Genomic DNA, 26,834 nt, shown 5'->3' on the forward strand with positions numbered 1-26,834 from the left:
AGCCATCCGATGTCGGATTCCGTCCAGGGCCAATGGTCCGAAATTTTCACGCCCCGTTATGCGACGGTCACACTGATCCTCTGCCTTGGGGTGGCGCTTCTGGCGTTCAACTCCTTTCTTGCCACGGTGTCGCTGCCGACTGCGGTGGGCGAGCTGGGCGGGGTAGCGCTGATCTCCTGGGCGCTGACGCTGTTTTTGGTGTTTGCCATTGTGGGCGGCGCGGGCGCGGCCTTGCTCAAGCATCGGCTTGGGGCGCGGACGGCGCTGCTGGTTTCGGCCGGCGTATTCCTGATCGGCACGCTGATCGCGGCCAGTGCCAGCTCGATGCCCATCGTTCTGGTCGGGCGGTCGTTGCAAGGGTTGGGCGAGGGCGTGGTGGCGGCGATCTGCTTTGCGCTGATCCCGGAACTGTTCCCATCGCGGCTGGTGCCCAAGGTGTTTGGCATGCAGGCCATGATCTGGGCCATTGCGGCTTTTGGCGGTCCTGCCGTTGCGGGTCTGCTCACCGAAATGGTGTCGTGGCGCGCGGCGTTTCTGTTCAGCGTGCCGCTGGTGCTGATCTTTGGCGTGATGGTGGCCTTTGTGGTGCCCGCCAAAAGTCCGAGCGATGGCACCGTGATGGGCTTTCCCGGATTGCGGCTGCTGGCGATTGGCGTGGGTATCATGCTGGTGGCATTGGCGGGCATTGCCGAGCCGCTATTGGCCGCGGCGCTACTGATGGGTGCGGCCGTGTTGCTGGTGGCTGCCGTATGGCTTGATGGGCGCAGTGCCGAGCGGTTGATGCCGCCCGACGCGTTCCGGCCAGTTTCGGTGGTTGGTACCGGGCTGTGGATGACCTTGCTGATCAACGTCGCTGGCGCGGGTTCGGCGGTTTATCTGGTGCTCGTGTTGCAGCAGATGTGGGGCTATGGCCCGACCATGGCGGGCGTGATTGCGGCCGTGATGGCGGTCGCCTGGAGTGCGTCGGCGATTGCCGTGGCCAATGTGCGCCAGAAGGAAACCCGCAAGCTGCTGATCAAGGCCGGCCCGGCGATGATCGGCATCGGTTTGCTGCTGGTGCTGCTCGGGCTCGAGATGGATCTGCTGGCAATCGTGGTGGTCGGGCAGCTGGTGATCGGGTCTGGGTTTGGCACCTGCAACGGTTATCTCAACCTGACCATGATGGAAGCGGCGAGCGATGCAGAGCGCGACCGGACCTCGGCGCTGATGCCGACCACCCAGTCGGCGGGCAATGCCATCGGCGCGGCTCTGGCCGGCGTGGCGGCGAACTCGGCGGGGCTGGCGACGGCGGTATCGGTCGGCGACTTCAAGGTTGCCGTGATGCCGGTGTTTCTACTCGGCGCGTTTATGGCGGCACTGGCCTTTGTGGCGGCGTGGCGCACCGTGTCGCTGGTCAAGCCGCAGGACGCCAATTCGAGCTTTGCGGCTGGGTAGGATACTTCCCAAAGAATGGGCGGTAGCAATGCTACCGCCCAAGTCAGTCAGGGAGAAAACGCGAGCGCGTGACGAACGCGCGGGCAAGCCCCACTAGCCGCGGGGCTGAGGAACAATGCGGAGGTAAGGCTTCGGTTCCTTCCAGCCGCCGGGGAACTTTTCCTTGGCCGCTTCAGCGGAAACCGACGAGGCGATGATGACGTCGTCGCCATCTTTCCAGTTCACCGGCGTTGCCACCGAATACTTGGCGGTCAGCTGCAGGCTGTCGATGACGCGCAGCACTTCGTCGAAGTTGCGACCGGTCGAGGCCGGGTACTCGATCTTGAGCTTGACCTTCTTGTCCGGGCCGATGACGAAGACCGAGCGAACGGTCAGCGTGTTGTCCGCATTGGGATGGATCATGTCGTACTGGCGGGCAACTTCGCCCTTGGTGTCGGCCAGCAGTGGGAAGTTCAGAGCGGTGCCCTGGGTTTCCTCGATGTCCTTGGCCCAGCCGCCGTGATCTTCGAGCTTGTCGACCGACAGGCCCAGCACCTTGACGCCGCGCTTTTCAAATTCGGGCTTCAGCTTGGCGGTATAGCCCAGCTCGGTGGTGCAGACCGGGGTGAAATTCTTGGGGTGGCTGAACAGCACGGCCCACGAGCCTTCGATGTAATCGTAAAAGTGGATCGGGCCTTCGGTGGAGTCGAGGGTGAAATCGGGGGCGGTATCGCCAATCAGCAGTGACATGATCTCTTTCCTTGCACAGGCCCGGGGCCCGCATGTTCTGTGGCTAGAATATCGTACTAAGAGGCCCCCATTGAAGCGGCCTCGCGCGAAATCCTTTTATGTTTTAGTGCGTTGGAACGCCATGCCATTCCAAAGCAGATGCCTGCAACAGCATGGCGACGGATCGACGCGTCAGCGGGCGGCGGGCGCTGTTGGAGCGCCATTGGTCCAGGTGACCTGCTCGGTATTGAGCGGGATGACCGAGAGGCTCATCTTGCCACTGCCCTGCTGCAGTTCGCGCGAATGGGCCAGATAGATCAGGGCGTTGTTGGCGGCGTCATAAATGCGGGTGACGCGCAGCGACTTCCAGATCAGCGAACGACCTTCCTTGAAGATCTCCTCGCCCCCGGCGCGGGTCGCGATATTGCCAATGGTGATGGGGCCAACCACCGAGCAATCGAGCGCCGAATAGGACGGGTCTTCAAACCAGTTGCCCTGCTGCAGACGGTCAAGGAACGAGCGGTTGAAATAGGCCAGATGGCAGACGACGCCCTTGACCTGCGGATCGGCCACCGCATCGATGGAAATGTCGTTGCCGGTCCAGTCCACCCCAACGCTGCCCACTTCATTTCGATTGCCACAGGCTGCGAGGCCAACGGCGACGACGGCAATCATGGCGAGGGCGGCGATACGGTTCATGGACGTCCAGCTCCTGTGTTGGCAGTTAAATGGTGACGGCGTGCGCCCACACAAGAGCGCGGTGCTAGTACTGCTTGTTGCGAAGATATCGCTCAAGCACACGAACAAGAAGCGACAATGAGATGGTCATGGTCAGATAAAGGAAGGCCACGACATTGTAGGTTTCAAAGAACAGGAAGGTGCTGGAGGAATAGACCTTGCCCAGCTGGGTGATGTCCTGCACGCCGAGCGCCGATACCAGCGCGGAATCCTTGATCATCGACACGAAATCATTGGCCAGCGGCGGCAAAATGGTGCGGAGCGCCTGTGGGAAGGTGATGAGGCGGAAGCACTTCCAGCGCGACAGGCCCAGTGAGCGCGCCGCTTCAAGCTGGCCCCTGTCGACCGACTCGATGCCGGCGCGGAAGATTTCGGCGATGAAGGCGGAGTAGCAGACAGTCAGTGCCAGAATGGCCCGCCAGACGAAGTCGAACTGGCGGATGGTGATGACCGTATCGAAGGGCTGCAGCAGCCAATTGACCCCGGCGACCATGGCCGGCGCGCCGACAAAGGCGACGTAGAAGAGGAAGACCAGCACCGGAATACCGCGGATGATTTCGACATAGAAGGTGGCGATCTCGCGCAGCACACGGTTGCCCGAGGTGCGGGCCAGCGCGACCAGCAGACCGATGATGGTCGCGGCGGTAAAGGCGACGATGGTGACCCAGAGCGTGGTGAAGACACCGCCCGACAGCGCCCGGAAAATCTGCGCATAGCCAGCGTCATTGGTGATGGCCCAGAGGCCGACCACGAACAGCAGACCTATGGCGAGCAACCACCATGGGGTGCGGGAGAGGACGGAGGGCTTGCGGGGGATGTAGGTCATTGGTTCCTAGGCACCGGAGTGGCGCGAGGGGTTGATCCGGTGTGCTTGGCCCCACCCCACCCTCTGTCCCTCCCCATCGAGGGGAGGGAGGCGCTGGTGCGGCGGTCTGTGATTATCGTCTAACTCCCTTTGGGGAGGATAAGTGGGCCTGCGCAATCGGAGCAGAGGAAGGCCCCCTCACCCGCCGCTACGCGGCGACCTCTCCCCCAAGGGAGAGGTGAAGGCTTACTGCGCCGCGTTGTATTCGTAGAACCACTTCTTCTCGAGCGCTTCCATGGTGCCGTCGGCCTTGATCTGGGCGAGGGCTGCGTTGATGGGGGCGGTGAGGTCGGAGCCGGGGGTGAGGATGAAGCCGAAGTCTTTGGTGCCGAGGGGCGTGCCGACGACTTTGAAGGCACCGGGATTGGCGCCGATATAGCCATTGGCCGAAGTCTGATCCATCAGGACGGTGTCGACGTCACCCGACTGCAGCGCCTGCACCGACGCGCCGAAGGTTTCGAACAGCTTGATGCGCGGATTGGCTTCGTCGCCATCGAGCACGTCATAGACGGCGACGTAGAAATTGGTGGTGCCGGCCTGCGCGCCGACGAGGAAATCGGCGTTGGCGGCAAAGGTTGTCGCGTCGGTAAAACGGGTTTCGTCGGCGCGCACCAGCATCAGCTGCTGGGAGGTCAGGTAGCTGTCGGAGAAATCGATCTGGCTTTTGCGCTCGTCATTGATGGTGATGCCATCCATGCCCACTTCAAACTGGCCGTCGCGCACCGACTGGATCATCACGTCCCAGCTCGAAAGCTGCCAATCGACCTTGGCATTGAGGCGCTTGGCGATCTCGTTGAACAGGTCATATTCAAAGCCGATGCCTTCGCCGGTGGCCGGATCGACGAAGTTGAGCGGCACATAGGCGTTTTCGCTGACGGCAACGATCTCACGGCCTGCCAGATCTGGCAGGGCGACCATATCCAGCGCCTGCGCGCTGCCAAGGCCAAGCGACAGAGTAGCCGCAGCGGCAGCGAGGAACTTGGGGAGCGAAGTCATGAGGCGGCAGTCTCCAGGTCAATGTTTGCCCGGAGATTAGACCAAGCGGTCAAGTCTTGGGAATGGGTGTTTTGAGGATGGGCACGCTAGGAGGCACGCCCTCGTGGTTCGACAAGCTCACCATGAGGGCTACTTTTGGCGTGGCAACGCGTTGCTTACTTCGCGGTCTCGTCGACCACTTCCGCATCGGGGCCGTTCTTTTTGACGGACTCAATCGCGTTTACGGCGCTGGCGCGGGCTTTGTAGGTTTCGGACCGCACCATTGTTTCGCCGTTGCTGGCGACGAAGCGCACAAAGAACTGGCCATCCTTGGAGCCGGCGATTTCGAAGCGATAACCGGTGCCGGTTTCGTCCTTGGTGAGATCGACAGTCGGCGCGCCGGGGGCGTTCTTTTTCAGCGATTCAATGGCGGATTTGGCGCTGGCCTTCTGCTTGTAGTTTTCCGACCAGACGATCGATTCTGCGTTGTAGACGAAGGCGAACTTGAACTGTTCTTTTGCGGCTGCCGAGATCTTGAACTTATGCGCCATGACGCTGGCTCTCCTCAACGAAGCGACGACAACGCGGCCGCTTTACTCAGGTGAGAGTAGCGCGGTGTGAAAAGAAGAAAAGCCCCTTATTGATCAGGAGTGGAAACGGCCTTGTGGCCATCGATATGACCAAGACTGCGCTCTGGATCGATGCGGTCGCGCACCAATTGCTTGAGCTGTTTGACATCGGGAAAACCTCCATCGCGCTTGCGCTCCCACACCAGTTCATCATCGAGACGGATCTCGAAAATACCACCGGTGCCGGGACGGAGGACAACTTCGCCCATTTCGAGACTGAAGGTGGACAGCACTTCCTGCGCCATCCAGGCCGAACGCAGCAGCCAGTTGCACTGGGTGCAATAGGTGATGGAGAGGCTTGGCTTGTCGGTTTGCGCCATTCAGGCCTTCTTGCGCTGCTTGACGTCCGTGGTGTCGACAAGGCTGGCCAGGATCTGGTCGACCAGATCGAGGTCCTGCCGCTTGCCGGCGGCCTGCTGTTGCAGATCAACCAGATAGGATGTGGTGTAATAGAGCCGCCGGGCCAGCATGGTGGCGATGTGGAGCGAAAACTCCGGGCGGCTATCGAGGAAGGTCAGTGCATCCGGGATTTCGTAAGCGGTGACCGTCGACAGCGCCTTGACCGAGGCCGAGTGGGGCATGTCGAGCAGCACCGCCATTTCGCCAAAAATCGAGCCGGGCTCATCGACATGGGTTACTTGCGTGCGCTCGCGGATGACCTCTACCTGGCCATCGACCAGCACATAAAGCCGACCCAGCCGCTCGCCCTCGGGCAGCATCAGTGTGCCCGGCTTGAACGTGACTTTCTTGAGCCCTTCGCAATATTCGAGAATATCGGCCATGTGCACCTCCGCCCCGCCGGCTCCTCTATACCGTGCAATGGCAAGCACGGTCAAAGCAAAGCGCCGGGGCGGGATAGTGGCTAGAGCAGCTTTTCGATGGCTGAGGAGAGGCTCGCCGGCTCATCGGTCGGGGCAAAGCGTTCCGCCACCACACCGTCACGCCCGATCAAGAATTTGGTGAAATTCCACTTGATCGCTTCGGTGCCGAAAATGCCGGGGGCCGAGGATTTGAGCCAGGCATAGAGCGGGTGCTCGCCATCGCCATTGACGTCGATCTTGGCAAAGATCGGGAAGCTGACGCCGTAATTGATCTCGCAGAATTCGGCGATTTCGGTGGCCGTACCCGGCTCCTGCTCGCCAAACTGGTTGCAGGGGAAACCCAGCACCACAAGGCCCTGATCGCGATATTGCTGCCAAAGCGCCTCAAGCCCCTCATATTGCGGGGTGAGGCCGCATTTGCTGGCGGTATTGACCACCAAAACCACCTTGTCGGCATAGGCTGACAGGGGCTGGGGCGTGCCGTTGAGCAAAGGCAGGGTGAAATCGCTGAGGGTGGTCATGGCGGCAGGCTCCTATCGTTGCCCCGATAGCTAAGCGCCCTGCTCTATTCGGGCAAGGGCTCGGTGCGCGGCGCCTGCAGATCGTTTTCGCTGACAATGCGCTGATAGCTCTCGGTGAGTGCCTGCACCTTGTACTGGATGATGTGCCCCTCATAGGGCAATAGCGCCACGATCTTGCATTCGCCGGCGCGGCGCGTGCTGCTGCCGCGATTGGGAAGCAGATCCAGGGTTTGGCCGACTTTATACTTGTGCATGAGGTGCTCCGGAGAAAACCGGGCCGGCTCGACCAGCGAGGCGGCCCGATAAAGGGCTAGAGAGCCGACAGATTGGTCGCGCTGGCACGGCCATCGCGGCCCTTTTCGACTTCAAAGCTGACCTTCTGGCCTTCATTGAGGCTGGACAGGCCCGCGCGCTCGACAGCCGAGATGTGCACGAAGGTATCGGCGCTGCCGTCTTCTGGCTGGATGAAGCCGAAGCCCTTGGTGGCATTGAAGAACTTTACGGTGCCGTTGATGGCCATGACGTTGACTTTCTGACGCCCGAGCGAATTTTGCGAACGAGCAATTGCCCCGGCGCAACACGCGCGCGGAGATAGCGACGTTCGCAAAGTTATGGGGATCGCCTGAAGGCGGGCCTGACAAGGCTGAAAACGTAAGCCCAGTGATAGCAGGGATTGCCCCCTCGAACAAGGCGAACCCCAAGGACACGCCTTTGCCCCGGCAGGCGCACGCCTCCGGGAGATGGGCAGAACAGGTGGAGCTCCGAGGCGGTTATCGTCTCTGAGGAGGAAAAAATGAGACGGCAACCGCCTCGGAGCGCCGGGACTTTACGCGGAAGGCGGATCAGGACCCCAGCATCTTGCCGTAGCGCAATGCCCGAATGTCGCGTCCACACAGCCCAGGGCGGAGCGCGACCCCTGCCCTCCCGGCCATCCCTCCGGCTACTGGTCGCTGCAGTACCACAAGCATCCCGGAGAGACGCGACCATGATAGGCCCGTCCGGCGCGCCGGGGATAAGCGGGATGGAGGTGTTTCAGCGGTTCTTGAACTGATCGATGCGCTTGGCCAGCTTGGCACGAAGATCGAGCATTTTGGCCACCTGCGCCGGGTCCGCCGCGCTGCCCGCCGGCACCATGAGCTTGGGCCGCAGACGCAGCACCGGCAAAACATCGCCGCCCCGCACCTGCCACAGATAAGCATTGCGCGGCCCGTCCCAACGCGAATTGGCCGCCTCCCAGCTGTCCATTTCGGCCAAGGTCTGCCCCAGCTGGGTCACCAGCCCACCATGATCGGGCGCCGCCATCGGCAGGCGATCATTGTCCTCCACAAACGGCAGCGCGTCGCGCAACAGCGCCTCGGCGACGGTGATGGTGTGGGCACAAACCGGCGTCTGCGGCTTGCGCGTCGCGATGGGGGCGATCTGGGTATGCAGCGCGGTGAGCTTGAGCCACAGGGCCTCGTGTTGCGCTGCAAGCGTGTGGGTGACGACCGGGCGGGATTTTCGGGGCATTTTTGCGACTGGCTCCTGTGCGTGGGGACGGACAGGAGAGGGTAAGGCTGAGGGATTGGGGTGGGGATTAGATTTGTGTGTGGATGGGCAAAATCTGCACAACGGCAGAACTACCTTGGCGCTGAACACACCTTTAAATTTCCCTGCCGCGCGAGTTACTTGACAAGACTGCTACCGCTCCCGCATCAGCCTATAAGGGAGGGGAACATGAGTTACTTAGTGATCAGCATACTGGTCGTGCACCTAACTCTGGCGGCCGCACTGTTCTTTTTTGTGAACTGGATAGGCAAGCATGCGGTAGAGTTTGGCTACACCAGCATGACGCTATTTGAAGAGGTGAATGAAAGCGCAGCGCTAAATTTCTTTCTGCGCGCTGTATCGCCCTCGGTATTCATCATCGCAGTTTCAGCCGTGGCCGTCGCAATTGATCACCCGGAGTGGCGGCTCGGTATATACTGGGTTGCCATTTATTACTACGCCGCCCGGATCGTCGCAATTTTCTTGCTTGGCCGGCAACATCTCGTCAGTTGGCCGAAGTTTCTATTGCACGCCACCTCTGGCGTAGTGATTGCGCTGCTTGCTTACCAATACCTCATCGTACCTAATCGGTCACTGCTGCCTAATATTGAGCAGATGGGGAATGAACTTTGGCTTGCCATACTCGCCTTTTTGTACGCGGTTGCGAACAAAGTTCCGGTGACATCTGGACCAGGCGCAAGAAGGCGAAATAAATTCGTCGAACTGCACTACGCGGATGCAAGATCCAAGTTCAACAACATAATCACAGCGAAAACTTCAGACGACACCCTGGAGCTGATCGTGTTCAGCGTACTTATTTATGAGGACTACGCGCGGCCGGAAGGAGTTCGAGCTCTTGAGCGAATAATGTTTTGGAAGAAGGATCGAACCACGGGAATTATGCAGGTCACCGCCGACCGCCCACTTAGCGACACAGAAAGCGTCAGGCTAGGCGCGGCGATCCTCGCAAGTTATTGGTCTGCCTTTGCCAATGAGGAATATATGTACAGTAGAGTACGCAGTACGATTGCGGCATATAATCCAGACAATGACTATGTTTCCAGAGTTTTTGACGTCATGGAGATATTGTCCATGAGAGTTGAAAGAAAATATACGCACATCTACAACTCAATAAATCTCGGAAAGAACCCAGACTATAATGGGGGAGATCCATCGAATTTCCAAAACAATGAGCACCTAACGCTTCCGACCACGTAGGCTTACTCGCCCAGGAAGCGATAATATTTCGAGGACAAATGTGACCTTCGGCGTCTTCATCCACCGTGCTGACTCGATCTACGACGATAGCCCGGCGACACAGTATCAGTTTCCGAAGACGTATCTTGGACGCGCGTCTGCCTGTGTTGGGGACTGGATCATTTACTACGAGCCGGTCAAAGTTCGTGGAACGAGGGGATATTATGCGATAGCGCGCGTGTCGCAGATCGTGCCAGACCCCACTGCCGACCACATGTACTTGGCCTTGATCGAGCCGGGGAGCTACCTCGAATTCCCGAACCCGGTGCCGTTCGACGATGGAGGCGGCCCCATCGAAACGGGACTGCTGAACGAACACGGCAAGAAATCTGGGCGCGCTCAAGCGGCTGTGCGCCCGATTTCGCCGAAGGATTTCGATAGCATTTTGACGCGAGGGCTGGCGGAAGAGCAGCCGCTATTGCCTCGCGTTGGCGCCGCCGAAATGCCGCTCGACGTTCCATTCCAACTTGATGAGGGTCAGGCTCCTTTCGCCTATGAGCAGGAGCGAGAACGCGTGGCGACGATGACCACCCGCGTCGTGCGGGACAGAGTTTTTCGTCGGGTCGTGTTACGCGCCTATGGCGAACGCTGCGCGGTGACGGGGCTAAAGCTAATCAATGGTGGCGGGCGGGCTGAGGTGGCGGCCGCTCACATTCGGCCGGTGGAACACAACGGACCAGACATCATCAATAATGGCGTAGCGCTATCTGGCACTGCGCATTGGATGTTTGACCGTGGCCTCATTGGGTTCAGCGACGACCTAGATATCATTGTGTCTCGGCACGTGAATGACCGGGATGGGGTGGACAGCCTGATTAACAAGACGGGCAAGTTGATTGGGCCGCTGGTCGCGCGCGACAGGCCGCACCCCGCGTTTCTGACGTGGCACCGGGATAACTGCTTCAAGCAATAAACGCCTCCGCAACCACGAGGCTGCCCTCGGACTTGATCCGAGGGCCGTTGGCGGCTTGGCGCGGGGTGATGGTGGCCCTCGGGTCGAGCCCGAGGCAGCCCGGTGGTGGGGGGCACTATCGGGAGCCCGACCTCGTGGTTCGACGGGCTCACCATGAGGTCTCATGGGGAGCCCCCTCACCCGGCGCTACGCGCTGATCCTCGGGTCAAGGCCGAGGGCAGGCTCTCTATGCAAAAGGTGGAGCGTTTAGATTGGGCACTTGTGTCCAGTCCAACAGTGTCATTTCCGCGACAGTGGGAAGCTCTGTTGCTGTGAAACATGGGGCTCCGCTTTCGCGGGGATGACCTGATGGATTGCGGGAACACTGTAACAAGCACCGCCCCCCAAGGGAGAGGCGAAGGGAGCTTGTGCTTGGGGCGGCATTGGACCGGGTGCCCGCTGCCTTTGGCAGCGACAAGGCGACTAACCTGCCGTCGCGCCACTGGCGCGCCGGCTTCGCGCTGGCGCGAAACGGTTAGTCGTCACCCATCTTGAGCGCCTTGATGAACGCTTCTTGCGGGATGTTGACGCTGCCGTATTGGCGCATCTTGGCTTTGCCCTTTTTCTGCTTGTCGAGCAGCTTGCGCTTGCGCGTGGCGTCGCCGCCATAGCACTTGGCCGTCACGTCCTTGCGCATGGCGCGGACGGTTTCGCGGGCGATGATCTTGCCGCCGATGGCCGCCTGGATCGGAATGACGAACAGGTGCGGCGGGATCAGTTCCTTGAGCTTTTCGCACATGACGCGACCGCGCGTTTCGGCAACCGAGCGGTGGACCAGCATCGACAGCGCATCGACCGGCTCGGCATTGACCAGAATGGTGAGCTTGACCAGATCGCCGGGGCGATGGGTATCGAGCTTGTAGTCAAAGCTGGCATAGCCCTTGGAAATGGACTTCAGCCGATCGTAGAAATCGAACACCACTTCATTGAGCGGCAGGTCATATTCAACCAGCGCGCGATTGCCGACATAGCTCAGATTGTTCTGAACGCCGCGGCGATCCTGGCAAAGCTTGAGGATGGAACCGAGATATTCGTCGGGCGTCAGGATCGTCGCCTTGATCCACGGCTCGCGGATTTCCTCGATCTGCATCACGTCGGGCAGATCGGCCGGATTGTGCAGCAGGATGGTTTCGCCATCGCGCAGCTGGATTTCGTAGACCACCGAAGGGGCTGTCGCGATCAGGTCGAGATCGAATTCGCGGGAGAGGCGTTCCTGGATGATTTCGAGGTGCAGGAGGCCCAAGAACCCGCAGCGGAAGCCGAAGCCGAGGGCGGCGCTGGTTTCCATCTCAAAGCTGAAGCTGGCATCGTTGAGCCGCAGCTTGCCCATGGCGGCGCGCAGCTCGTCGAAGTCCGAAGCATCGACCGGGAACAGGCCGCAGAACACCACGGGCTGCGCCGGACGGAAGTCGGGCAGCGGATTGGCAGTGGGCTTTTTGTCGTCGGTGATGGTGTCGCCAACGTTGGTATCGGCCACTTCCTTGATCGAGGCAGTGAAAACGCCCAGCTCGCCGGGGCCGAGTTCCTTGACTTCCACCAGCTTGGGCGTGTTGACGGCGACGCGATCCAGCTCATAGACGGCGCCCGACGCCATCATGCGGATGCGCTGGCCCTTTTTCATGGTGCCATCGATGATGCGCACCAGAACGACGACGCCCAGATAAGTATCGTACCAGCTATCGACCAGCAGCGCCTTGAGCGGCGCGTCGATGTCGCCCTTGGGGGCAGGCAGGCGCGTGACAATGGCTTCGAGCACGGTGTCGATGCCGATGCCGGTCTTGGCCGAGATTTCGAGCGCGTCGGACGCGTCGATACCGATGACGTCCTCGATCTGCTGCTTGACGCGATCAACGTCGGCGGCCGGCAGATCGACCTTGTTGAGGACCGGGACGATCTCGTGATTGGCGTCGAGCGCGTGATACACATTGGCCAGCGTCTGGGCTTCAACGCCCTGGCTGGCGTCGACAACCAGCAGCGAACCTTCAACGGCGGCCATGCTCCGGGAGACTTCGTAGGCGAAGTCGACGTGTCCGGGCGTGTCGATCAGGTTGAGAATATAGGTCTCGCCGTCCTTGGCCTTATAGGTCAGCCGGACGGTTTGCGCCTTGATGGTGATGCCGCGTTCGCGCTCGATATCCATCGAGTCGAGCACCTGCTCCTTCATCTCGCGCAGGTCCAGCCCGCCCGTCATCTGGATCAGGCGATCGGCCAGCGTGGATTTACCATGGTCGATATGGGCGACGATGGAAAAATTGCGGATGTGGGAAAGCGGCGTTGTCATGAGGGGCTGATAGCAGAAGCGCGGCGGGGCGCAAAGATGGTTTAGTGCAGGTTAACGGTGCCTTTTTGGCGCTTCGTGCGTTGAGGGGAGATGCGGATCACCCATGCACTCATCGCCATCGCCCTTTCCAGCATCTCCGTTCCGGTGCTGGCGCAGGATTTTCTGGCCCCGATTCAGGATTTTGTCGACCAGCTGACGCCCAAGGAGCAGCCGCGCCAGGCGCCCCGAAATACCGCCGGGCCGACGGCGCCCAAGCCACCAAGCGTCGATGCGCCGCCGGTGCCAAGGCCACGACCGCCAAGCCTGCCGGAGGCGCCGGTGGTGGCGGCGCCGAGCGTGCCAGCGGTGGAGGACGAGGAAGAGCCACCGGCCGCGGAGGCGGAAGAGGTGCCGGAGGCGGTTGAGCCAGAGCCGACACCGGTGGCGGAAAAGGCCGAGCCGGAACCGGCGCGGATCTATCAGGTGGCGTGCCCGGCGGTGATGCTGGGGCTGGTGGAGGCGGAACTGGCGCCACCGCTGAGCGAGGGGATTTGCGGCGAGCATTCGCCGCTAGTGGTGACGGGCGTGACGAGCCGGGGCCGCATGGTGCCATTGTCATCGCCCATTACCACCAATTGCCAGATGGCGAGTGCGCTGCCGAACTGGGTGTCGACGGTGGATGGCTATGCGGAATCGATGCTCGAAAGCCGGCTGGCGACGATCAATGCGGGCACTGGGTATATGTGCCGTAACCGCAATGGCGGGGATGAGAGTTTTACCTCCGAGCATGGCTTCGCCAACGCGGTCGATGTGACGGGCTTTACGCTTGAGGACGGACGAACCATTGCGGTCGAAGGCGACTGGTTGCCGGCGGCGGAGCCCGAAGGACGGCTATTGCGGCTGGCGCATGATGCGGCGTGTGGTGGGTTTACGACGGTGCTGGGGCCGGAAGCCAATGCCGAGCACAAGGATCATTTGCACCTCGATCTGGGGTGCCATGGGAAGACGTGTACGGCGCGGATTTGTGAGTAGGGGGGCTGTGTCGTGGCTTTGTGGCACGCCCTCGTAGTTCGAGGCTCGCTTCGCTCGGCACCTCACCATGAGGGCTACTTTGCCGCAGCGTCCCAGTGGCCCTCGGGTCAAGCCCGAGGGCAGCGTGGTGGGGTGCGGGGTCTGGAAGCTTTACTGCGCGGCGGGAACGGCAGGTGCGGCGCCGGGTGTTACGGTGCCGGCGGTTGGCTCTGGTGCGTTTTGGGCGGCGTAGATGGCGGTGACGGCGTCGACACCGGCGCGGTCAGTGCTACCATCGGCACAATCTGGGGTGGTTTTTTCGACGTCGGCCTTGACGTCGGTATAGGCGGTGGCTGCCGTTGAGGCGTCCATGGCGAGCGCGGTTTCGAGGCGCTGGCGGTCGGCGTCCATGCCGGCTTTGACGGCGGGATCAATGGGAAGCTGGCAGATTTCGATGACCGCCTGGGTGGCATAAAAGCCGGTCAACATGTTCGCCTGCTTGGGCGTGGTGTTGACGGAGGCAGCCGGATCGATGACCACGTCGGCCGGCGCCGGGGTGGTGAGCGGCGCCTCTTGCGCCATAACGGCACCAAGGCTGAGAACAGATATGGCGAGCACGGCGAGAGGGCGGATCATCAGGAGCTCCTTGAAGGCGGTTGCTACACCACCTTCAACGGCCCGAATGTGGCCTCAGCACGGCGCTTTGCTTTATAGTGGGTGGTGAGGCGGCAAATCAGCCCATTCACGCAGGCTCATGGCTTCCGGATCACGCGAAACGCGCTTGGTCCGGGCATTGCCAGCAAAGAGGCGCGTGACGAGCACTTTTAGATTAGACATTTTGTGACCTCCTTTCAGGTCTGGACAGAGTTGATGGGCGTGTCATGCGCCCAATGGCCAAAGCCAGCAATGGACAAGGTTTGCCCATCGCTATAGAAAAACTATATGAGCTCGCCGTTTCCCATTCCGCTGAACGCCTTGCGCGCCATCGAAATCGTGGCGCGACGGGGCGCTTTGGCGCCGGCCGCTGAAGAGCTCGGCGTTACAATAGGTGCAGTGAGCCAGCATTTGCGCCGGGCCGAAGAACGGCTCGGCATGGAGCTGTTTGAGCGCACATCGGCCGGGCTGCGCCCGCTGCCAGCGCTAAAAGCCGTTTTGCCACAACTGACTGGCGGGTTTGCCGCGCTGCAGGAAGGCGTGGCGGGGCTCAAGGGGCGCGACGAGCATGTGCTGAACCTGACAGTGGGCAGTGTTTTTGCCTCGCGCTGGCTGATCTGGCGCATCAGCAAGTTTTCGGCGCTGCATCGGGACATCGAAGTGCGGCTGACCGTGACCTCCACCATGGTCGACCTCAATCGCGCCGATATCGACTGCGGTATTCGCTTTGGCCATGGGCAGTGGCCGGGCGTCAGCTCGGAACTGGTTGGGGGCACGGCCTATCAACCGGTCTGCGCGCCGCCGGTGGCCAAGCGCCTGAAGCGCCCGGCGGACCTGGCGCGTGTGCCGGTGATCCAGGACGAAACCACGATGCTCAGTTGGGACGCGTGGCGCAGCGATGTGGGGCTGGACCCGGCGATCACCCTATCGGGGCCGACCTATTCGGATGCCTCGCTGGCGTTTGACGCGGCAATTTCGGAACAGGGCGTGTTGATGGCAGCCGACATGATGAGCGCCGATGCGGTCAGCGACGGGCGGCTGGTGCGGCCGTTCGCCCATCCGGTGGAAGGGCCGCAAGGCTATTGGCTGGTGGTGGCGCGCGGGCGACCTGAGACGCGCAAGCTGCGGATTTTCCGGGACTGGCTGAAGATGGAAGTGCCGGCGAGTGTGCTGGGATATTTGCATCAGGGGCGGGGGTGAGGCGCGCGCCGCCGATAGTGGGACAATCTTGCGAAAATCCAGCATTTCTTCGCACGAAATAGGCGCCACATCACCAAAACCGTCACCAAACGAATGAAAATCGCGCTGAGGCCGTGGTAACGTTCCGATACAATTGGGGGCGAGTATGAGCGACGTCATTATTCTTGGGGCTGGCATTGTTGGCGTGTCGACGGGCATTCACCTGTTGCGGCGCGGACGCAGCGTGACGCTGGTCGACAAGAATGCGCCGGGTCGCGAAACCAGCTTCGGCAATGCCGGGATTATCCAGCGCGAGGGCGTGCGGCCGCATGCGTTTCCGCGCGATCTGGCCATGCTGATGCAGGTGGGCCTGCATTTGAGCACTGCCGCGCGCTATGAACCGCTCGCCCTGCCCCGCCTCGCTCCGGCGCTGCTGCGCTATTGGTGGGAATCCTCGCCCGAGCATTATCGCAAAGTGGTGCAGAGCTATGCGCCGCTGATTGCGCGCTCGATCGTGACCCATGCCGATCTGATGGCGCAGGCGGGTCCCGATGCCGAAGCGCTGGTCAGCAAGAGCGGTTGGCTGCTGGCGTTCCGCAGCGACAAGGGGCTGCGTCGCGAGGCCGAAAAGGCCCGCGAGGATGCACTGCAGTTTGGCATTTCGCATCGCGTGGTCGAATGGGCCGAACTCAAGCAGATGGAGCCAGCGCTCAAGGGCGGACTGGCGGGCGCCATTCACTGGACAGATCCATGGACGGTGCGCGATCCGGGCGCGCTGGTGACCGAATATTTCAAGCTGTTCGAGCGGCTGGGCGGCACTTTCGTGTCTGGCGCGGCCAATGGGCTGGAGCAGGATGCGGCGGGCTGGGCGACCACCGTCAACGGCGTGCGGTATACCGGCAAGCAGGCCGTGGTGGCGCTGGGGCCATGGGCGCCCGATGTGCTCGAAAAACTGGGCTATCGCCTGCCGCTTTTCGTCAAGCGCGGCTATCACATGCATTACGACACGACCAAGGGCGCCAAGCTCAACACTCTGGTGCTGGACCCCGAAGTTGGCTTTGCGCTGGCGCCGATGGCGCGCGGCATTCGCCTGACGACGGGCGCGGAGTTTGCGGCGCGCGATGCGGCGCCGACGCCGATCCAGCTCGACAAGGCCGAAAAGGCTGCGCGCGAACTGCTCGATCTGGGTGAGCGCCTCGATGCGCAGCCCTGGAAGGGCGCCCGGCCCTGCACGCCCGACATGATGCCGATCATCGGCAAGGCGCCGCGCCATGAGGGGCTTTATGCCGGCATCGGCCACGCCCATCACGGCTTTACGCTGGGCCCGGCGACGGCCGAATTGCTGGCGCAGTCGATGACGGGCGAAGCCACCGCGATCGATATCAAGCCGTTTGGGATGGAGCGGTTTTTGGGGCGGTAGGGGGGACGCAGAAGGGGGATTCCCGCTTTCGCGGGAATGTCGTTGTGGGTGGGGCGTGAAGCCCCTCCACAAACTCTGGCGCTGCCCTCGGGCTTGACCCGAGGGTCACTGGCCGCACCTGCAGCGCTGAGAGTGGCCCTCGGATCACGTCCGAGGGCAGCGATTGTGGGTGGGGTGGGTTTGGCGTTGAACTCAACGCTCCCACCAACCGTCATTGCCCGGCTTGTCCGGGCAATCCATACCCCCGCACTGGATAAAGGTGGACCACCCGGACGAGCCGGGTGGTGACGATGGGGGATGGGTCAGTGGGAGGAGGCGAGCCTCGCCGCCCCCGACCTAGCGCAGCCAGCCGCTTGGTCTTGGATGCAGTTCCATCTGGCCGTCTTTGGTGGCGGCGTCGATGGCGGCGATTTCTTCGGCACTCAGTGTCAGATTGTTCAGCACGCCCAGATTGTCCTTGAGCTGGTCGAGGGTGCGGACGCCGACCAGGGCCGAGGTCATTTCGGGGCGACGGAGGGCCCAGCTGAGGGCCAACTGGACCATGGACTGGCCGCGCGATTTGGCGATTTCGCCGAGCTTGTCGACGGCGGCCAGAACGCGGGGTTCGATATGGCTGGCGCGCAGCGAGCCATTCGGGTTTTCGCCGCGGGTGCCGGATTTGTCGCCGGAATTGTATTTGCCCGACAGCACGCCCTGCGCCAGTGGCGAGAAGGCGATGATGCCTATGCCCAGCTCACCGCAGGCGTCGATGGTGTGGTCGTTTTCGATCCAGCGGTTGATCATGGAATAGCTTGGCTGGTGGATCGTGGTGGCGACGCCCATCTCCTTGAGGATGCGATGGGCCTCGCGGGTTTCCTTTTCGGGATAGCTCGAAACGCCGACATAGAGCGCCTTGCCGGAACGGACGGCGTGGGCCAATGCGCCCATGGTTTCCTCGAGCGGGGTCTCGGGATCGAAGCGGTGCGAATAAAAGATATCGACATAGTCGAGGCCGAGGCGCTTGAGCGACTGGTCAAGGCTGGCGAGCAGATATTTGCGGCTGCCGAATTCGCCATAGGGGCCCGGCCACATATTGTAGCCGGCTTTGGTGGAGACGATCAGCTCGTCGCGATAGGGCTTGAAATCGCGGGCGAGGACCTGGCCGAACAGCTCTTCGGATGAGCCGGCGGGAGGGCCGTAATTGTTGGCGAGATCGAAATGGGTGATGCCGTTGTCGAAGGCATAGCCGAGGATTTCCATGGCGGATGGATAATCGCGCGTGCCGCCGAAATTCTGCCAGAGGCCCAGGCTGATGACGGGGAGCTTGAGCCCCGACTTGCCGGAGCGGCGATATTGCATGGTGTCATAGCGTGCCGTATCGGCCCGATAGGTCATGATCTTTCTCCCAACGATTTCTCGATTTGGCCCGGCGGGCGGGCGGTGGTATGAGCGGGGCCGACAAAGCACGGCCAAAATGACATGAACGCCAATCTGCCCCAGACCCAGCTGCCATACAAGGTGATGGCCATCTATAAATTTGCCGACCTGCCGGACGCGGAAGCGATCCAGCCGGTGCTGGCCAAATTCTGTTGTAGCCATGAGATCAAGGGTACGCTGATCCTGGCGCCCGAGGGCATCAATGGCACGGTGGCGGGCACGGCAGCAGCAATCGATGCGCTGGCAGACTTCCTGTTTGCGGGGGAACTGTTTGCCGGGCGGCTGGCGGGCGCGGAGCTGAAATATTCGGGCGCCAGCGACATGCCGTTCCTGCGCATGAAGGTGCGGCTCAAGCCCGAAATCGTGACGCTGCGCGCGCCCGAAGCCAATCCGGCCAAAACCGTGGGCACCTATGTTGAGCCCGAGGACTGGAACGGGCTGATCGAGCGCAATGACGTGGTGCTGGTCGATACGCGCAATGACTATGAGGTCGGGCTGGGCACATTTCAGCGGGCGCTTGATCCGGCGACCAAGACCTTCACCGAATTCAAGGACTATGTCGCCGAGAACCTTGATCCGGCGCGCGACAAGAAGGTGGCGATGTTCTGCACCGGTGGCATCCGGTGCGAAAAGGCATCGAGCTACCTGCTGAGCCAGGGCTTTGAGGAAGTGTTTCACCTCAAGGGCGGCATTTTGAAGTATCTCGAGGTGGTGCCGGAGACCGAGAGCCGGTTTGCCGGGGAATGTTTTGTGTTCGACGAGCGCGTTTCGGTTGGCCATGGGCTGGTCGAGGGCGATGCCACCTTGTGCCGCGCCTGCCGGCATCCACTGACGGCGACCGATCGCGAAAGCGTCGACTATGTCGAAGGCGTTTCGTGCCCCCATTGCGTGGGCGAAACGGCAAAGCACGCGGCAGCGGCCGAACGGCACAAGCAGATGGAACTGGCCAAGGCACGCGGCGCGGCGCATCTGGGTGACGATGCGGCACGCATTGCCAAGCAGCGCAAGAGCGACAAGCGAGCGGAAGCCGAAGCCTCGCGCGAGCGCAATCTGCGGGACGCCAGCTAACCCACCGAAGCGCCTCAATCCACAGGCTAGGCAAAACTGTCTTTGCCTTGGGGCGCATGGCCCTGTTTAATCCGCCGCCTTAACAGGTGAAGGATTTGACTAGGTGACTGCGGTCAGCGTTTGGGATGTCGTGGGTATTGTTGCCGTTCTGCTTCTGGTTGCAGCAAACGGGTTCTTCGTAGCGGCAGAGTTTTCCCTGGTGGCCGTGCGGCGCAGCCGCGTTACCCAACTGGTGCAGGATGGTGTGGCGAGCGCCAAGCCACTGCAGCACGCTGTCGAATCACTCGATTCGCATCTGGCGGCGACCCAGCTTGGCATCACCTTGTCATCGCTTGCTTTGGGCTGGGTGGGTGAGCCGGCGCTGGCGCATCTGATCGAACCGGCACTGGTGCAATTGCTGGGCGAATACGCCACGGCGGCCTCGCATGTGACCGCCGTGGTCATCGCCTTTATCATCATCACCATCCTCCACATCGTCGTGGGTGAACTCGCGCCCAAGAGCCTGGCGCTGCAGCGCAGCGAAAGCACGGCGCTGGCCATCGTGCGGCCGCTCAACTGGTTTTTGATCGTGTTCCGCCCCGCCATCAGCGTGCTCAATGGCATGGGTAACCTGCTGCTGCGCGTCATCGGCCTCAAGCCAACGACGGGCGAGGAAGGCGTGCATTCGACCGAGGAGATCAAGCTGCTGGTGGCCGAGAGCTATCGCGCGGGTCTGGTCGATGCCAACCAGCAGGAAGCAGTGGCGCGCATTTTCGATATCGGCAACCACAAGGTCGCCTCGATCATGACGCCGCGCCACGAGGTGGACTGGGTCGACATCACCGCCAGCGACGAAGACATCCGCGCCGCGCTACAGGCCAGCCACCACCGCCAGTTGATCGTCGCGGAAGGCGTGGTCGATGAGCCGATGGGCGTCATTTCCAAAAAAGACCTGCTCGACCAGTTGCTGGCCGGCGGCGAACTCGACGTACGCGCGGTGCTCAACGAGCCCCTTTATGTGCTCGATACGGCATCGGTGTTTGCCGTGCTGGAACAGTTCAAATCGCAGCCGGTGCGCATTGCGCTGGCGGTGGACGAATATGGTCAGGTCGAGGGCATCGTGACCCAGAGCGATCTGCTCAATGCGCTGGCTGGCGACCTCGCCGACGAAGACGATCCGGCTGACAAGATCGGCGATAAGGATGGCGTGTTGCGCGTCGATGGCAGCTATCCGGTGGCGGCGCTGCTCGACCGGCTGGGCGTCGAGGATGGGCCGCGCAATTATCACACGGCGGCGGGGCTGGTGCTCAATGAGCTTAAGCGCCTGCCCAAGGTGGGCGAACGCTTCCCGTTTCATGAGTTTGAGGTGGAAGTGGTTGCGATGGAGCGCCATCGCGTGGTGTCGATTGCCATTCACACCCAGCCACAGGCGGAGCAATAGCGGCACTGTTGTGCATCGCAAATGCTGATGGCGGTGCTATGATTGCGCGCAACAGCCCCAGCGTCATAAGCAAAACCGATGGATCTCGACCAGCTCCGCACCTTTGACCGCATCGTGCGGGAACAGAGTTTTACCCGCGCGGCCGCCTATCTCAACATTACGCAAGCCACCGCCTCGATGCGGATCAGGGCGCTGGAAAGCCTGCTCGGCGTGACGCTGTTTCAGCGCGGGCGCACGGTGACGCTGACCGATCAGGGCATGACGTTTTTGCCCTTTGCGCGCCGCGTGATCGGCACGTTGCAGGAGGCGCGCGAGGCGCTGCGCCGAGTCGAGCGCGGGCGGATCGCCATTGCCTCGCTGCGCAGTCTGGTGTCGCCGCTGATCACCGAGGCGCTGCTGCGGTTTCAGGAGAAATATCCGGGCGTCGACGTGGTGGTGAACGAGGGGCGGCAGGCCCAGATCGCAGCCATGCTGCATGAGCGCGACGTGGAAATGGGCATTTTGTGCTGGCCCAATCTTGATCCGCTGGTGGTGGACCTCATTCCACTGGTGATCATGCGTGAGCGCGTGCCGCTGGTGGTGTCGCCCGAGATCGCCGCGCAATTGTCGAGCCAGCCGAGCATTGAAGAGGTGCTGGCGCTGGTGCCGCGCGTGATTTCGCTGCGCTGGTGGCAGGCCGAACCGGAAACGGCGACGGCGCTGGTGCGGATGGCAGGCACGAGCGTCGAACTGCCGACCGGTCCGGGGCGACGGCTGGCCATCAAGGGGCAAGGGGTTGGGTTTTTCGTCAACTCGGCGATTGCCGATGACGTCAAGGCCGGGCGGCTGGTGGAGATTGCGCCGGTAGGGTTCGAGGCGCTGCACCGCGACACGGCCATGGTGGTGCGATCGACGGCAGCGCTGGAGCGGGAAATGCTGGCCGATTTTGTGAGCGAGATCGCGCGGGAATGCGAGAGCGTCGGGGTGATCTTGGAGAGCAGGTTGTAGGGGCTGGGGCCGCAGCTGGTGGGTGTGACTCACCCCCACCCTTGATTCCTCCCCACAAGGGGCAGGGAGACGATGGAGCCGGGCGTTTGGTGCTGGCGCCTCCCTCCCCCTGATGGGGAGGGAATGAGGGTGGGGTGGTGGGAGCCACCGGATCATGCGCCTACCCGATCAGTCCCGCCGCTTTTGCTGCCGGGAGATAACTGCGGCTGATGGGGACGATGGTGCCGTTGGTTAGCTCAAGCGCGGGCCGGCCGGACTGGCGGCTGGGTTTGAGGACGGCGTCGAGCGCGACCCAATGGGAACGATGCACCTGGAGGCCCTCTACCGGGGCGGCTTCGCGGATGGCGTCGGACAGGCGGCTCAGGACAAGAGTGTTGCCGCGGTCGGTGGTGACCTCGACATAGTGGTCCGAGACTGCCAGATGCAGTAGCCGGCCGCGCTGGCCGTGTGGCAGGCGGCTGAGCAATTGCGGCGTGTCAGTGACGGGTGCAACGGGCGTGCTGCGTCTGGCAAACAGGGCCGCCAACATGGTCACCGCCGACGCGATAATCATGCAGTAAACCGCCAGCGTTGCAGCGCCCACGGGTTGCACGTCGCCGAAGACAACGGCGTTGATGGCGAGAACAAACAGCACGATGGGAATACCCGCCAGCGCCCCGCCAATGGCGGCGCGCAGCATTTTGGGTGCGCGGTGGGAAATCTGTCGTTCGAGCGTGCTGGCAACCACCGTGCCGATGATGGCGGTGCCAAAGACCACGGCGGCCCAATAGGCGAGGCGTGCAGGCACCGGCATTGCGAATGTGCCGAACGGCCCGACCAGACCAACAAGCAGACTCAGCACGCCAAGCGCAATCCAGCTGCGGGCATCGCTGGCCAAAGCGCGCAGTTCACGAAGCGTGGATAGCATGGGCAATCTGTTCACGTAGGGAAATGGTCATTGGCGCAAAGCCTGTTGTGACGCGGAGTCTAGAGGTTCATGGCGGGCTGGCAATCCCTCCGAGGTTTCCATGTCGTTGCAACCGTTGCTGTCCGCCGATTTCACCATTCAGCTGCACGCCTTTTCGGCGATCGCTGCATTCTTTCTGGGCGGCTTCGTGCTGTGGCGCAAGAAGGGCACCGCGCTGCACAAGGCGCTGGGTCGCATCTGGGTGGGGCTGATGCTGGTGGTGGCGACCAGCGCGCTGTTCATCCACGAGATCAGGCTGATCGGGCCGTTCAGCCCGATCCACATCTTTGTGGTGATCACCTATGTGGGCATCGGAAATGGGCTGTGGGCCATCATCGTCAAGCATGATGTGGCGACGCATCGCGCTTGCATGCAGGCTGTCTATCTCGGTGCGGTGCTGCTGGCGGGGGCGTTCACTTTTCTGCCGGGACGGCGGATGTCGGCGGTGCTGTTTGGCGAAAATGCCGGGTGGACGCCATCGCTGATCTTTATCGGCATAGCGCTGGCCCTGACGGGTGTGGTGTGGATGCGCCTGCGCCGCCCCGCCTAGATTGGGGAGCGGCGCAGTTTTGTTTGGCGTCAGGCGTTGCCGATCAGGATACCGGCGGCAAAGACCAGTGAGCCGCCCAAGACCACCTGCATGACAGCGCGCCAGAACGGGGTCTGCATGTAGTGGTTCTGGATGAAGGCGATGGCCCAAAGTTCGATCAGAACGATGACGATGGCGACGGTGGTCGCCGTCCAGAAATCGGCGATGAGATAAGGCAGCGCGTGACCCAGGCCGCCAATGGCGGTCATGATGCCGGCGGCAAAGCCCCGCTTGATGGGTGAGCCGCGACCGGTGAGCTTGCCATCGTCGGACGCCGCTTCGGTAAAGCCCATGGAAATGCCGGCGCCGATGGCAGCAGCGAGGCCGACGAGGAAGGTCTGGTGCGTATCGCCGGTGGCAAAGGCGGCGGCGAACACCGGCGCGAGCGTTGAGACCGACCCATCCATGAGGCCAGCAAGGCCGGGCTGCACATAGGTGAGCAGGAACTGGCGGTGCGTCTCGCCCTTTTCGGTTTCGCGGCCATCGGCCCCCAGCACCTCGGCATCGATCTTGTCGGCGGCATCAGCGTGCTTGCGCTCCTGCGCGGCCAGATCGCCGAGCAGCTTGCGAATGCCGGCATCGGTCACCTGTTTGGCCGCTTCCATATAGAAGCGATAGGCGCCCTCCTCCATTTCCCAGACCTGCTGGCGCACGGTTTCGTGGCTCATGGTCTTCATCAGCCAGATCGGCTTGCGGGCGATAAAGCCGCGCACATGTTCGCGGCGGATGGGCACGAGGCGGGTGCCGAAGCGTTCGACATAAAGATCGAGCAGGCGGCGACGATGTTCGTCTTCCTCGGCCGCCATGCCCTCAAACAGTGCTGCCGAGCCGGGATAGGTATCAGCCAGCCGGGTCGCGAACTCGGAATAGATGCGACCATCCTCTTCCTCAGCGGCCACCGCGAGGGAGAGAATTTCGCGCTCGGAGAGGCTGGTGAAAGGGCGACGGTTATCGGGGCGAAGGGAGGGCATGCGCGGTCACACTTTAGAATTGTTCTAAAACTTGTTTAGAACGGTTCTAAGGTGCTGGCAAGGGTGGATTTGAGCCCGGACGCTGCCCGCGGGCTTGGGTCTGCCTCAATGTGGTGCAGGGATGAGAGAGGCCCCCGGATCAAGTCCGGGGGAAGCGATTGTGGGTGGGATGGATTGAGCCACGCTCGTGGTGTGGTCGGCGGAGATAGGGTGGTCGTTCGAACACTGAACCCCTCACCCTAACCCTCTCCCCTCAGGGGAGAGGGGATTGGCGCGGTGGGCGGGGAGTTACGATGCCGCGCCCTCGTGGTTCGAGGCTTTTGCGAGGAGCAAAAGCGCCTCACCATGAGGGCTGTTCTTGGCTCAACGGTTCAGTAGCCTCATGGTGAGGTGGGAGCGAAGCGACCCTAGAACCACGGGGCGTGCCATCACACCAGCATCGACTGCTGGGCGAAGATGGCGGCCATGGCGCCGCTGGAGGTGGCGAGGGTGACGCTGGCCATGGGGTTGGCCAGGTCGCCAGCGGCGTAGATGCCGGGGAGGCTGGTTTCGCGGCGGTCGTCGGTTTTGACGGTGTGGCCGAGGGGGTGCTCGATGATGTCGAGGCCGAGCTTTTCGTGCAGGCACGCCGAGGGGCGGTTGCGCGGATGGGCAAAGAGCACGTCGACAGCGACGTGGTGGCCGGTGTCGAGGTTGACGGTGGCCAGTTTGCCATTGTCGTGGGCGATGGCGATCAGCTTGCCATCAACGACCGCGACCTTGCGGCGGGCGAGATCGGCGCGGAGGTCGGCGGGAATATCGTGGCCATCGGCGAAGAGGGTCAGATGATCGGTCCAGTCACCGAACAGGGTGACGGCGTGCATCGATTGCGGGCCGGAATAGACCAGACCCCAATGCAGGCCGGCGACTTCAAAGCCGTCGCAGTAGGGACATGGCACGATGGACTTGCCCCAGCATTCGGCAAAGCCGGGAATGGCCGGGAGCTGGTCGGAAACGCCATAGGTCAACAGCAGGCGGCGGGATTTGAGGGTTTCGCCATCGTCGGTGAGCACGGAGAAATTGTCGGCGGCGCCGGTGACGCTATCGGCGCGGGCATTGACCATTCGAATGGTGGGATAGCGCAGCAATTGCTGGCGCGCGGCGGCAAGAATGTCGCTGGGCGCTTTATGGTCGTGGCCGAGCAGGCCGTGCGAATGGGCTGCGAAGCGATTGCGCGGCAGACCGGTATCGAGAACGGTGATCTTGCGGCGGGCGCGGCCGAGTTGCAGGGCTCCGGCGAGGCCGGCAAAGCTGCCGCCGATGATGATGACGTCATCCATGGGGATGGGCTCCGTGATGGGGGTGGAGGGGATGGGGCACGGCCTGAAGGGCCAGATCGTGAATGGAAACGCGCTCCAGCCGCGCGGCGAGCAGCGCTTCGGCGTCGGCAATGAACTCGCCCATCACCGAATTGACGGTGCGGACGATGCCGCACTGAATGTCGCCGGGATCGCTTTCGGTACGGATGAGCAAGCTCTCGCCCATCGCGGCGTAAACCGTGCGCAGGCTGATGTCGGATGCCGGGCGCAACAGGCGCCAGCCGCCATCGTGGCCCTTGGTGGAGCCGACAATGCCAGCCTCGCGCAATTCGCCCAGCACACGCCGCACGACAACCGGATTGGTCATCAGGCATTGGGCCAGGGTGGCGGAGGTGATGGCCTCGTCGGGCTGCTTGTGCAGGTGGACGAGAGCGTGAAGGGCGAGGGAAAGTCGACTGGAGCGTTTCATGTAACTTATTTTGTTACAATAAACGCACTTGTCAAGTCCGTTGTGGTTTTGAGGTCTTGGCGATTTGGCTTCACCGTGTGAAGGTCGGGGCCAATCGGTGGGGAGAGCCTTGATGAAGATGCTGTTTGCGACTGCTTTGATCGTGCTGGCGGGAAGCTCTGCGGCGCAGGCCTTCGACGCCGATACGCAGGCCATCGTCGAGCATCAGAAGGTGCGTAAGCTGCTCAACACAACCGATGTGGGCCACCTGATGGCGGCCAGCGAACGCTGGTGCTATGCCGAAATCGAGGGCACCTGCGCCTGGTCGGACATCTATCTCGATGTCGATGAAAGCGCCGCCAGCTTCGAGCTGGGCAATGCCTGGACCGACGATCTCGACATTGCCTATACCAATGGCGGCTACTTCGAGGACGACCGCTATATCTGCGCCTTCAACATCGACTGGACGCCGACGCTGCGGGCCACGCGGCGCGACGATGGCACCGCTATCGGTGGGCGGGAACTGGCAGCGATCAAAGCCGAATTGCAGCACTATGCCACCGGCGCTACCGAAGACTGCTTTGACTATCTGTACCTCTCGGCTGACGCCAAGGGGCAGACCATTACGCTGCTGCAGCGGCAATATGAGGATGGGGAATATGTGGTGGACAAGGACGTTCAAGTGACCCTGCACTTCAACCCACGCAAGGCGGCTGCGCTGACCCAGCGTCTCTAGCTCT

At 62.0% G+C, this 26,834-nt stretch carries 30 protein-coding genes and 1 pseudogene; 11 read left to right on the forward strand and 20 right to left on the reverse strand.

Translation table 11 applies throughout. The annotated features are described in order from the left end of the window. Positions 1–9: 9 nt before the first annotated feature. Positions 10–1,434: an MFS transporter gene (locus ABIE28_RS16270; protein WP_354064723.1), complete on the forward strand. Its 1,425-nt coding sequence runs from the start codon at positions 10–12 to the stop codon at positions 1,432–1,434. Positions 1,435–1,527: 93 nt separating this feature from the next. Here ABIE28_RS16270 and ABIE28_RS16275 read toward each other — a convergent pair whose 3' ends face one another. The 12 genes and pseudogenes from ABIE28_RS16275 to ABIE28_RS16330 form a co-directional block, all read right to left on the reverse strand. Beyond that, on the reverse strand, positions 1,528–2,163 hold the full coding sequence (locus ABIE28_RS16275; RefSeq protein ID WP_354064725.1) for a peroxiredoxin: 636 nt from the start codon (positions 2,161–2,163) through the stop codon (positions 1,528–1,530). Between the two features lie 171 nt (positions 2,164–2,334). Continuing rightward, complete coding sequence (locus tag ABIE28_RS16280) at positions 2,335–2,841, reverse strand: CreA family protein (protein WP_354064727.1); 507 nt, start codon at positions 2,839–2,841, stop codon at positions 2,335–2,337. A gap of 64 nt (positions 2,842–2,905) precedes the next feature. Beyond that, complete coding sequence (locus ABIE28_RS16285; RefSeq protein ID WP_354064729.1) at positions 2,906–3,706, reverse strand: amino acid ABC transporter permease; 801 nt, start codon at positions 3,704–3,706, stop codon at positions 2,906–2,908. A gap of 225 nt (positions 3,707–3,931) precedes the next feature. Next, positions 3,932–4,741 (reverse strand): transporter substrate-binding domain-containing protein, encoded by an 810-nt coding sequence (locus ABIE28_RS16290; RefSeq protein ID WP_354064731.1) that lies wholly within the window; start codon positions 4,739–4,741, stop codon positions 3,932–3,934. Between the two features lie 155 nt (positions 4,742–4,896). Then, positions 4,897–5,064 carry a YegP family protein gene (locus ABIE28_RS16295; RefSeq protein ID WP_354066468.1) on the reverse strand — a complete coding sequence of 56 codons (168 nt, stop codon included), beginning with the start codon at positions 5,062–5,064 and terminating at the stop codon, positions 4,897–4,899. A 51-nt stretch (positions 5,065–5,115) separates the two neighbouring features. Beyond that, a pseudogene (locus tag ABIE28_RS16300) lies at positions 5,116–5,271 on the reverse strand (DUF1508 domain-containing protein); the annotation flags it as partial. Between the two features lie 86 nt (positions 5,272–5,357). Then, complete coding sequence (locus ABIE28_RS16305; protein WP_354064733.1) at positions 5,358–5,669, reverse strand: Rdx family protein; 312 nt, start codon at positions 5,667–5,669, stop codon at positions 5,358–5,360. Further along, positions 5,670–6,131 (reverse strand): Crp/Fnr family transcriptional regulator, encoded by a 462-nt coding sequence (locus ABIE28_RS16310; protein WP_354064735.1) that lies wholly within the window; start codon positions 6,129–6,131, stop codon positions 5,670–5,672. A gap of 80 nt (positions 6,132–6,211) precedes the next feature. Continuing rightward, positions 6,212–6,691: a glutathione peroxidase gene (locus ABIE28_RS16315; RefSeq protein WP_354064736.1), complete on the reverse strand. Its 480-nt coding sequence runs from the start codon at positions 6,689–6,691 to the stop codon at positions 6,212–6,214. Between the two features lie 44 nt (positions 6,692–6,735). Then, positions 6,736–6,945, reverse strand: a complete 210-nt coding sequence (locus ABIE28_RS16320) for a hypothetical protein (protein ID WP_354064738.1) — start codon at positions 6,943–6,945, stop codon at positions 6,736–6,738. 56 nt (positions 6,946–7,001) lie between these two features. Then, positions 7,002–7,211: a cold-shock protein gene (locus ABIE28_RS16325; RefSeq protein ID WP_354064740.1), complete on the reverse strand. Its 210-nt coding sequence runs from the start codon at positions 7,209–7,211 to the stop codon at positions 7,002–7,004. 512 nt (positions 7,212–7,723) lie between these two features. Beyond that, positions 7,724–8,200, reverse strand: coding sequence for a hypothetical protein (locus tag ABIE28_RS16330; RefSeq protein WP_354064742.1), 477 nt, complete (start codon positions 8,198–8,200; stop codon positions 7,724–7,726). Positions 8,201–8,407: 207 nt separating this feature from the next. On the opposite strand from ABIE28_RS16330, the gene ABIE28_RS16335 reads away from it, so the two are divergent. After that, positions 8,408–9,436 (forward strand): hypothetical protein, encoded by a 1,029-nt coding sequence (locus ABIE28_RS16335; RefSeq protein ID WP_354064744.1) that lies wholly within the window; start codon positions 8,408–8,410, stop codon positions 9,434–9,436. A 40-nt stretch (positions 9,437–9,476) separates the two neighbouring features. Further along, positions 9,477–10,388 (forward strand): HNH endonuclease, encoded by a 912-nt coding sequence (locus ABIE28_RS16340; protein ID WP_354064746.1) that lies wholly within the window; start codon positions 9,477–9,479, stop codon positions 10,386–10,388. A 514-nt stretch (positions 10,389–10,902) separates the two neighbouring features. Here ABIE28_RS16340 and lepA read toward each other — a convergent pair. After that, positions 10,903–12,708 carry a translation elongation factor 4 gene (gene lepA, locus ABIE28_RS16345; protein WP_354064748.1) on the reverse strand — a complete coding sequence of 602 codons (1,806 nt, stop codon included), beginning with the start codon at positions 12,706–12,708 and terminating at the stop codon, positions 10,903–10,905. Between the two features lie 90 nt (positions 12,709–12,798). Between lepA and ABIE28_RS16350 the strand changes: the two genes are divergently transcribed. Beyond that, positions 12,799–13,719: an extensin-like domain-containing protein gene (locus ABIE28_RS16350; RefSeq protein ID WP_354064750.1), complete on the forward strand. Its 921-nt coding sequence runs from the start codon at positions 12,799–12,801 to the stop codon at positions 13,717–13,719. Between the two features lie 150 nt (positions 13,720–13,869). On the opposite strand, the gene ABIE28_RS16355 is transcribed toward ABIE28_RS16350, so the two are convergent. Continuing rightward, entirely contained in the window at positions 13,870–14,334 is a 465-nt protein-coding gene (locus tag ABIE28_RS16355; protein WP_354064752.1) for a hypothetical protein, read from the reverse strand. A gap of 72 nt (positions 14,335–14,406) precedes the next feature. Continuing rightward, positions 14,407–14,535 carry a hypothetical protein gene (locus ABIE28_RS16360; RefSeq protein WP_354064754.1) on the reverse strand — a complete coding sequence of 43 codons (129 nt, stop codon included), beginning with the start codon at positions 14,533–14,535 and terminating at the stop codon, positions 14,407–14,409. Between the two features lie 105 nt (positions 14,536–14,640). On the opposite strand from ABIE28_RS16360, the gene ABIE28_RS16365 reads away from it, so the two are divergent. Continuing rightward, positions 14,641–15,552 (forward strand): LysR substrate-binding domain-containing protein, encoded by a 912-nt coding sequence (locus ABIE28_RS16365; protein ID WP_354064756.1) that lies wholly within the window; start codon positions 14,641–14,643, stop codon positions 15,550–15,552. A gap of 145 nt (positions 15,553–15,697) precedes the next feature. Next, positions 15,698–16,951, forward strand: a complete 1,254-nt coding sequence (locus ABIE28_RS16370) for an NAD(P)/FAD-dependent oxidoreductase (RefSeq protein ID WP_354064758.1) — start codon at positions 15,698–15,700, stop codon at positions 16,949–16,951. A 336-nt stretch (positions 16,952–17,287) separates the two neighbouring features. Here ABIE28_RS16370 and ABIE28_RS16375 read toward each other — a convergent pair whose 3' ends face one another. Next, a complete protein-coding gene (locus ABIE28_RS16375) occupies positions 17,288–18,325 on the reverse strand; it encodes an aldo/keto reductase (protein WP_354064759.1) in 1,038 nt (345 codons plus the stop codon). Between the two features lie 84 nt (positions 18,326–18,409). Here ABIE28_RS16375 and trhO point away from each other — a divergent pair, with 84 nt between their 5' ends. From trhO to ABIE28_RS16390, 3 genes are all read left to right on the forward strand, one after another. Then, positions 18,410–19,435, forward strand: coding sequence for an oxygen-dependent tRNA uridine(34) hydroxylase TrhO (gene trhO / locus ABIE28_RS16380; RefSeq protein ID WP_354064761.1), 1,026 nt, complete (start codon positions 18,410–18,412; stop codon positions 19,433–19,435). A 103-nt stretch (positions 19,436–19,538) separates the two neighbouring features. Beyond that, entirely contained in the window at positions 19,539–20,855 is a 1,317-nt protein-coding gene (locus tag ABIE28_RS16385) for a hemolysin family protein (RefSeq protein ID WP_354064763.1), read from the forward strand. 78 nt (positions 20,856–20,933) lie between these two features. After that, positions 20,934–21,842 (forward strand): LysR family transcriptional regulator, encoded by a 909-nt coding sequence (locus ABIE28_RS16390; protein ID WP_354064765.1) that lies wholly within the window; start codon positions 20,934–20,936, stop codon positions 21,840–21,842. 160 nt (positions 21,843–22,002) lie between these two features. Here ABIE28_RS16390 and ABIE28_RS16395 read toward each other — a convergent pair whose 3' ends face one another. Further along, complete coding sequence (locus ABIE28_RS16395) at positions 22,003–22,749, reverse strand: LytTR family DNA-binding domain-containing protein (protein ID WP_354064767.1); 747 nt, start codon at positions 22,747–22,749, stop codon at positions 22,003–22,005. A gap of 100 nt (positions 22,750–22,849) precedes the next feature. Between ABIE28_RS16395 and ABIE28_RS16400 the strand changes: the two genes are divergently transcribed. Further along, positions 22,850–23,338 (forward strand): DUF2306 domain-containing protein, encoded by a 489-nt coding sequence (locus tag ABIE28_RS16400; protein ID WP_354064769.1) that lies wholly within the window; start codon positions 22,850–22,852, stop codon positions 23,336–23,338. Positions 23,339–23,367: 29 nt separating this feature from the next. Here the strand turns inward: ABIE28_RS16400 and mbfA are convergent, their stop codons facing one another. From mbfA to ABIE28_RS16415, 3 genes are all read right to left on the reverse strand, one after another. Continuing rightward, entirely contained in the window at positions 23,368–24,348 is a 981-nt protein-coding gene (gene mbfA / locus ABIE28_RS16405) for an iron exporter MbfA (protein WP_354064771.1), read from the reverse strand. A 428-nt stretch (positions 24,349–24,776) separates the two neighbouring features. After that, on the reverse strand, positions 24,777–25,667 hold the full coding sequence (locus ABIE28_RS16410) for an NAD(P)/FAD-dependent oxidoreductase (protein ID WP_354064772.1): 891 nt from the start codon (positions 25,665–25,667) through the stop codon (positions 24,777–24,779). Further along, the gene (locus ABIE28_RS16415; protein WP_354064774.1) at positions 25,660–26,115 is read right to left on the reverse strand and encodes an RrF2 family transcriptional regulator; all 456 of its coding nucleotides are present in this window, start codon (positions 26,113–26,115) and stop codon (positions 25,660–25,662) included. The genes ABIE28_RS16410 and ABIE28_RS16415 overlap by 8 nt, the downstream gene beginning before the upstream one ends. A 112-nt stretch (positions 26,116–26,227) precedes the next feature. Between ABIE28_RS16415 and ABIE28_RS16420 the strand changes: the two genes are divergently transcribed. Then, the gene (locus ABIE28_RS16420) at positions 26,228–26,830 is read left to right on the forward strand and encodes a hypothetical protein (RefSeq protein ID WP_354064776.1); all 603 of its coding nucleotides are present in this window, start codon (positions 26,228–26,230) and stop codon (positions 26,828–26,830) included. Positions 26,831–26,834: the final 4 nt, after the last annotated feature.

This window comes from Devosia sp. 2618, assembly GCF_040546815.1.
GTDB lineage: Bacteria > Pseudomonadota > Alphaproteobacteria > Rhizobiales > Devosiaceae > Devosia.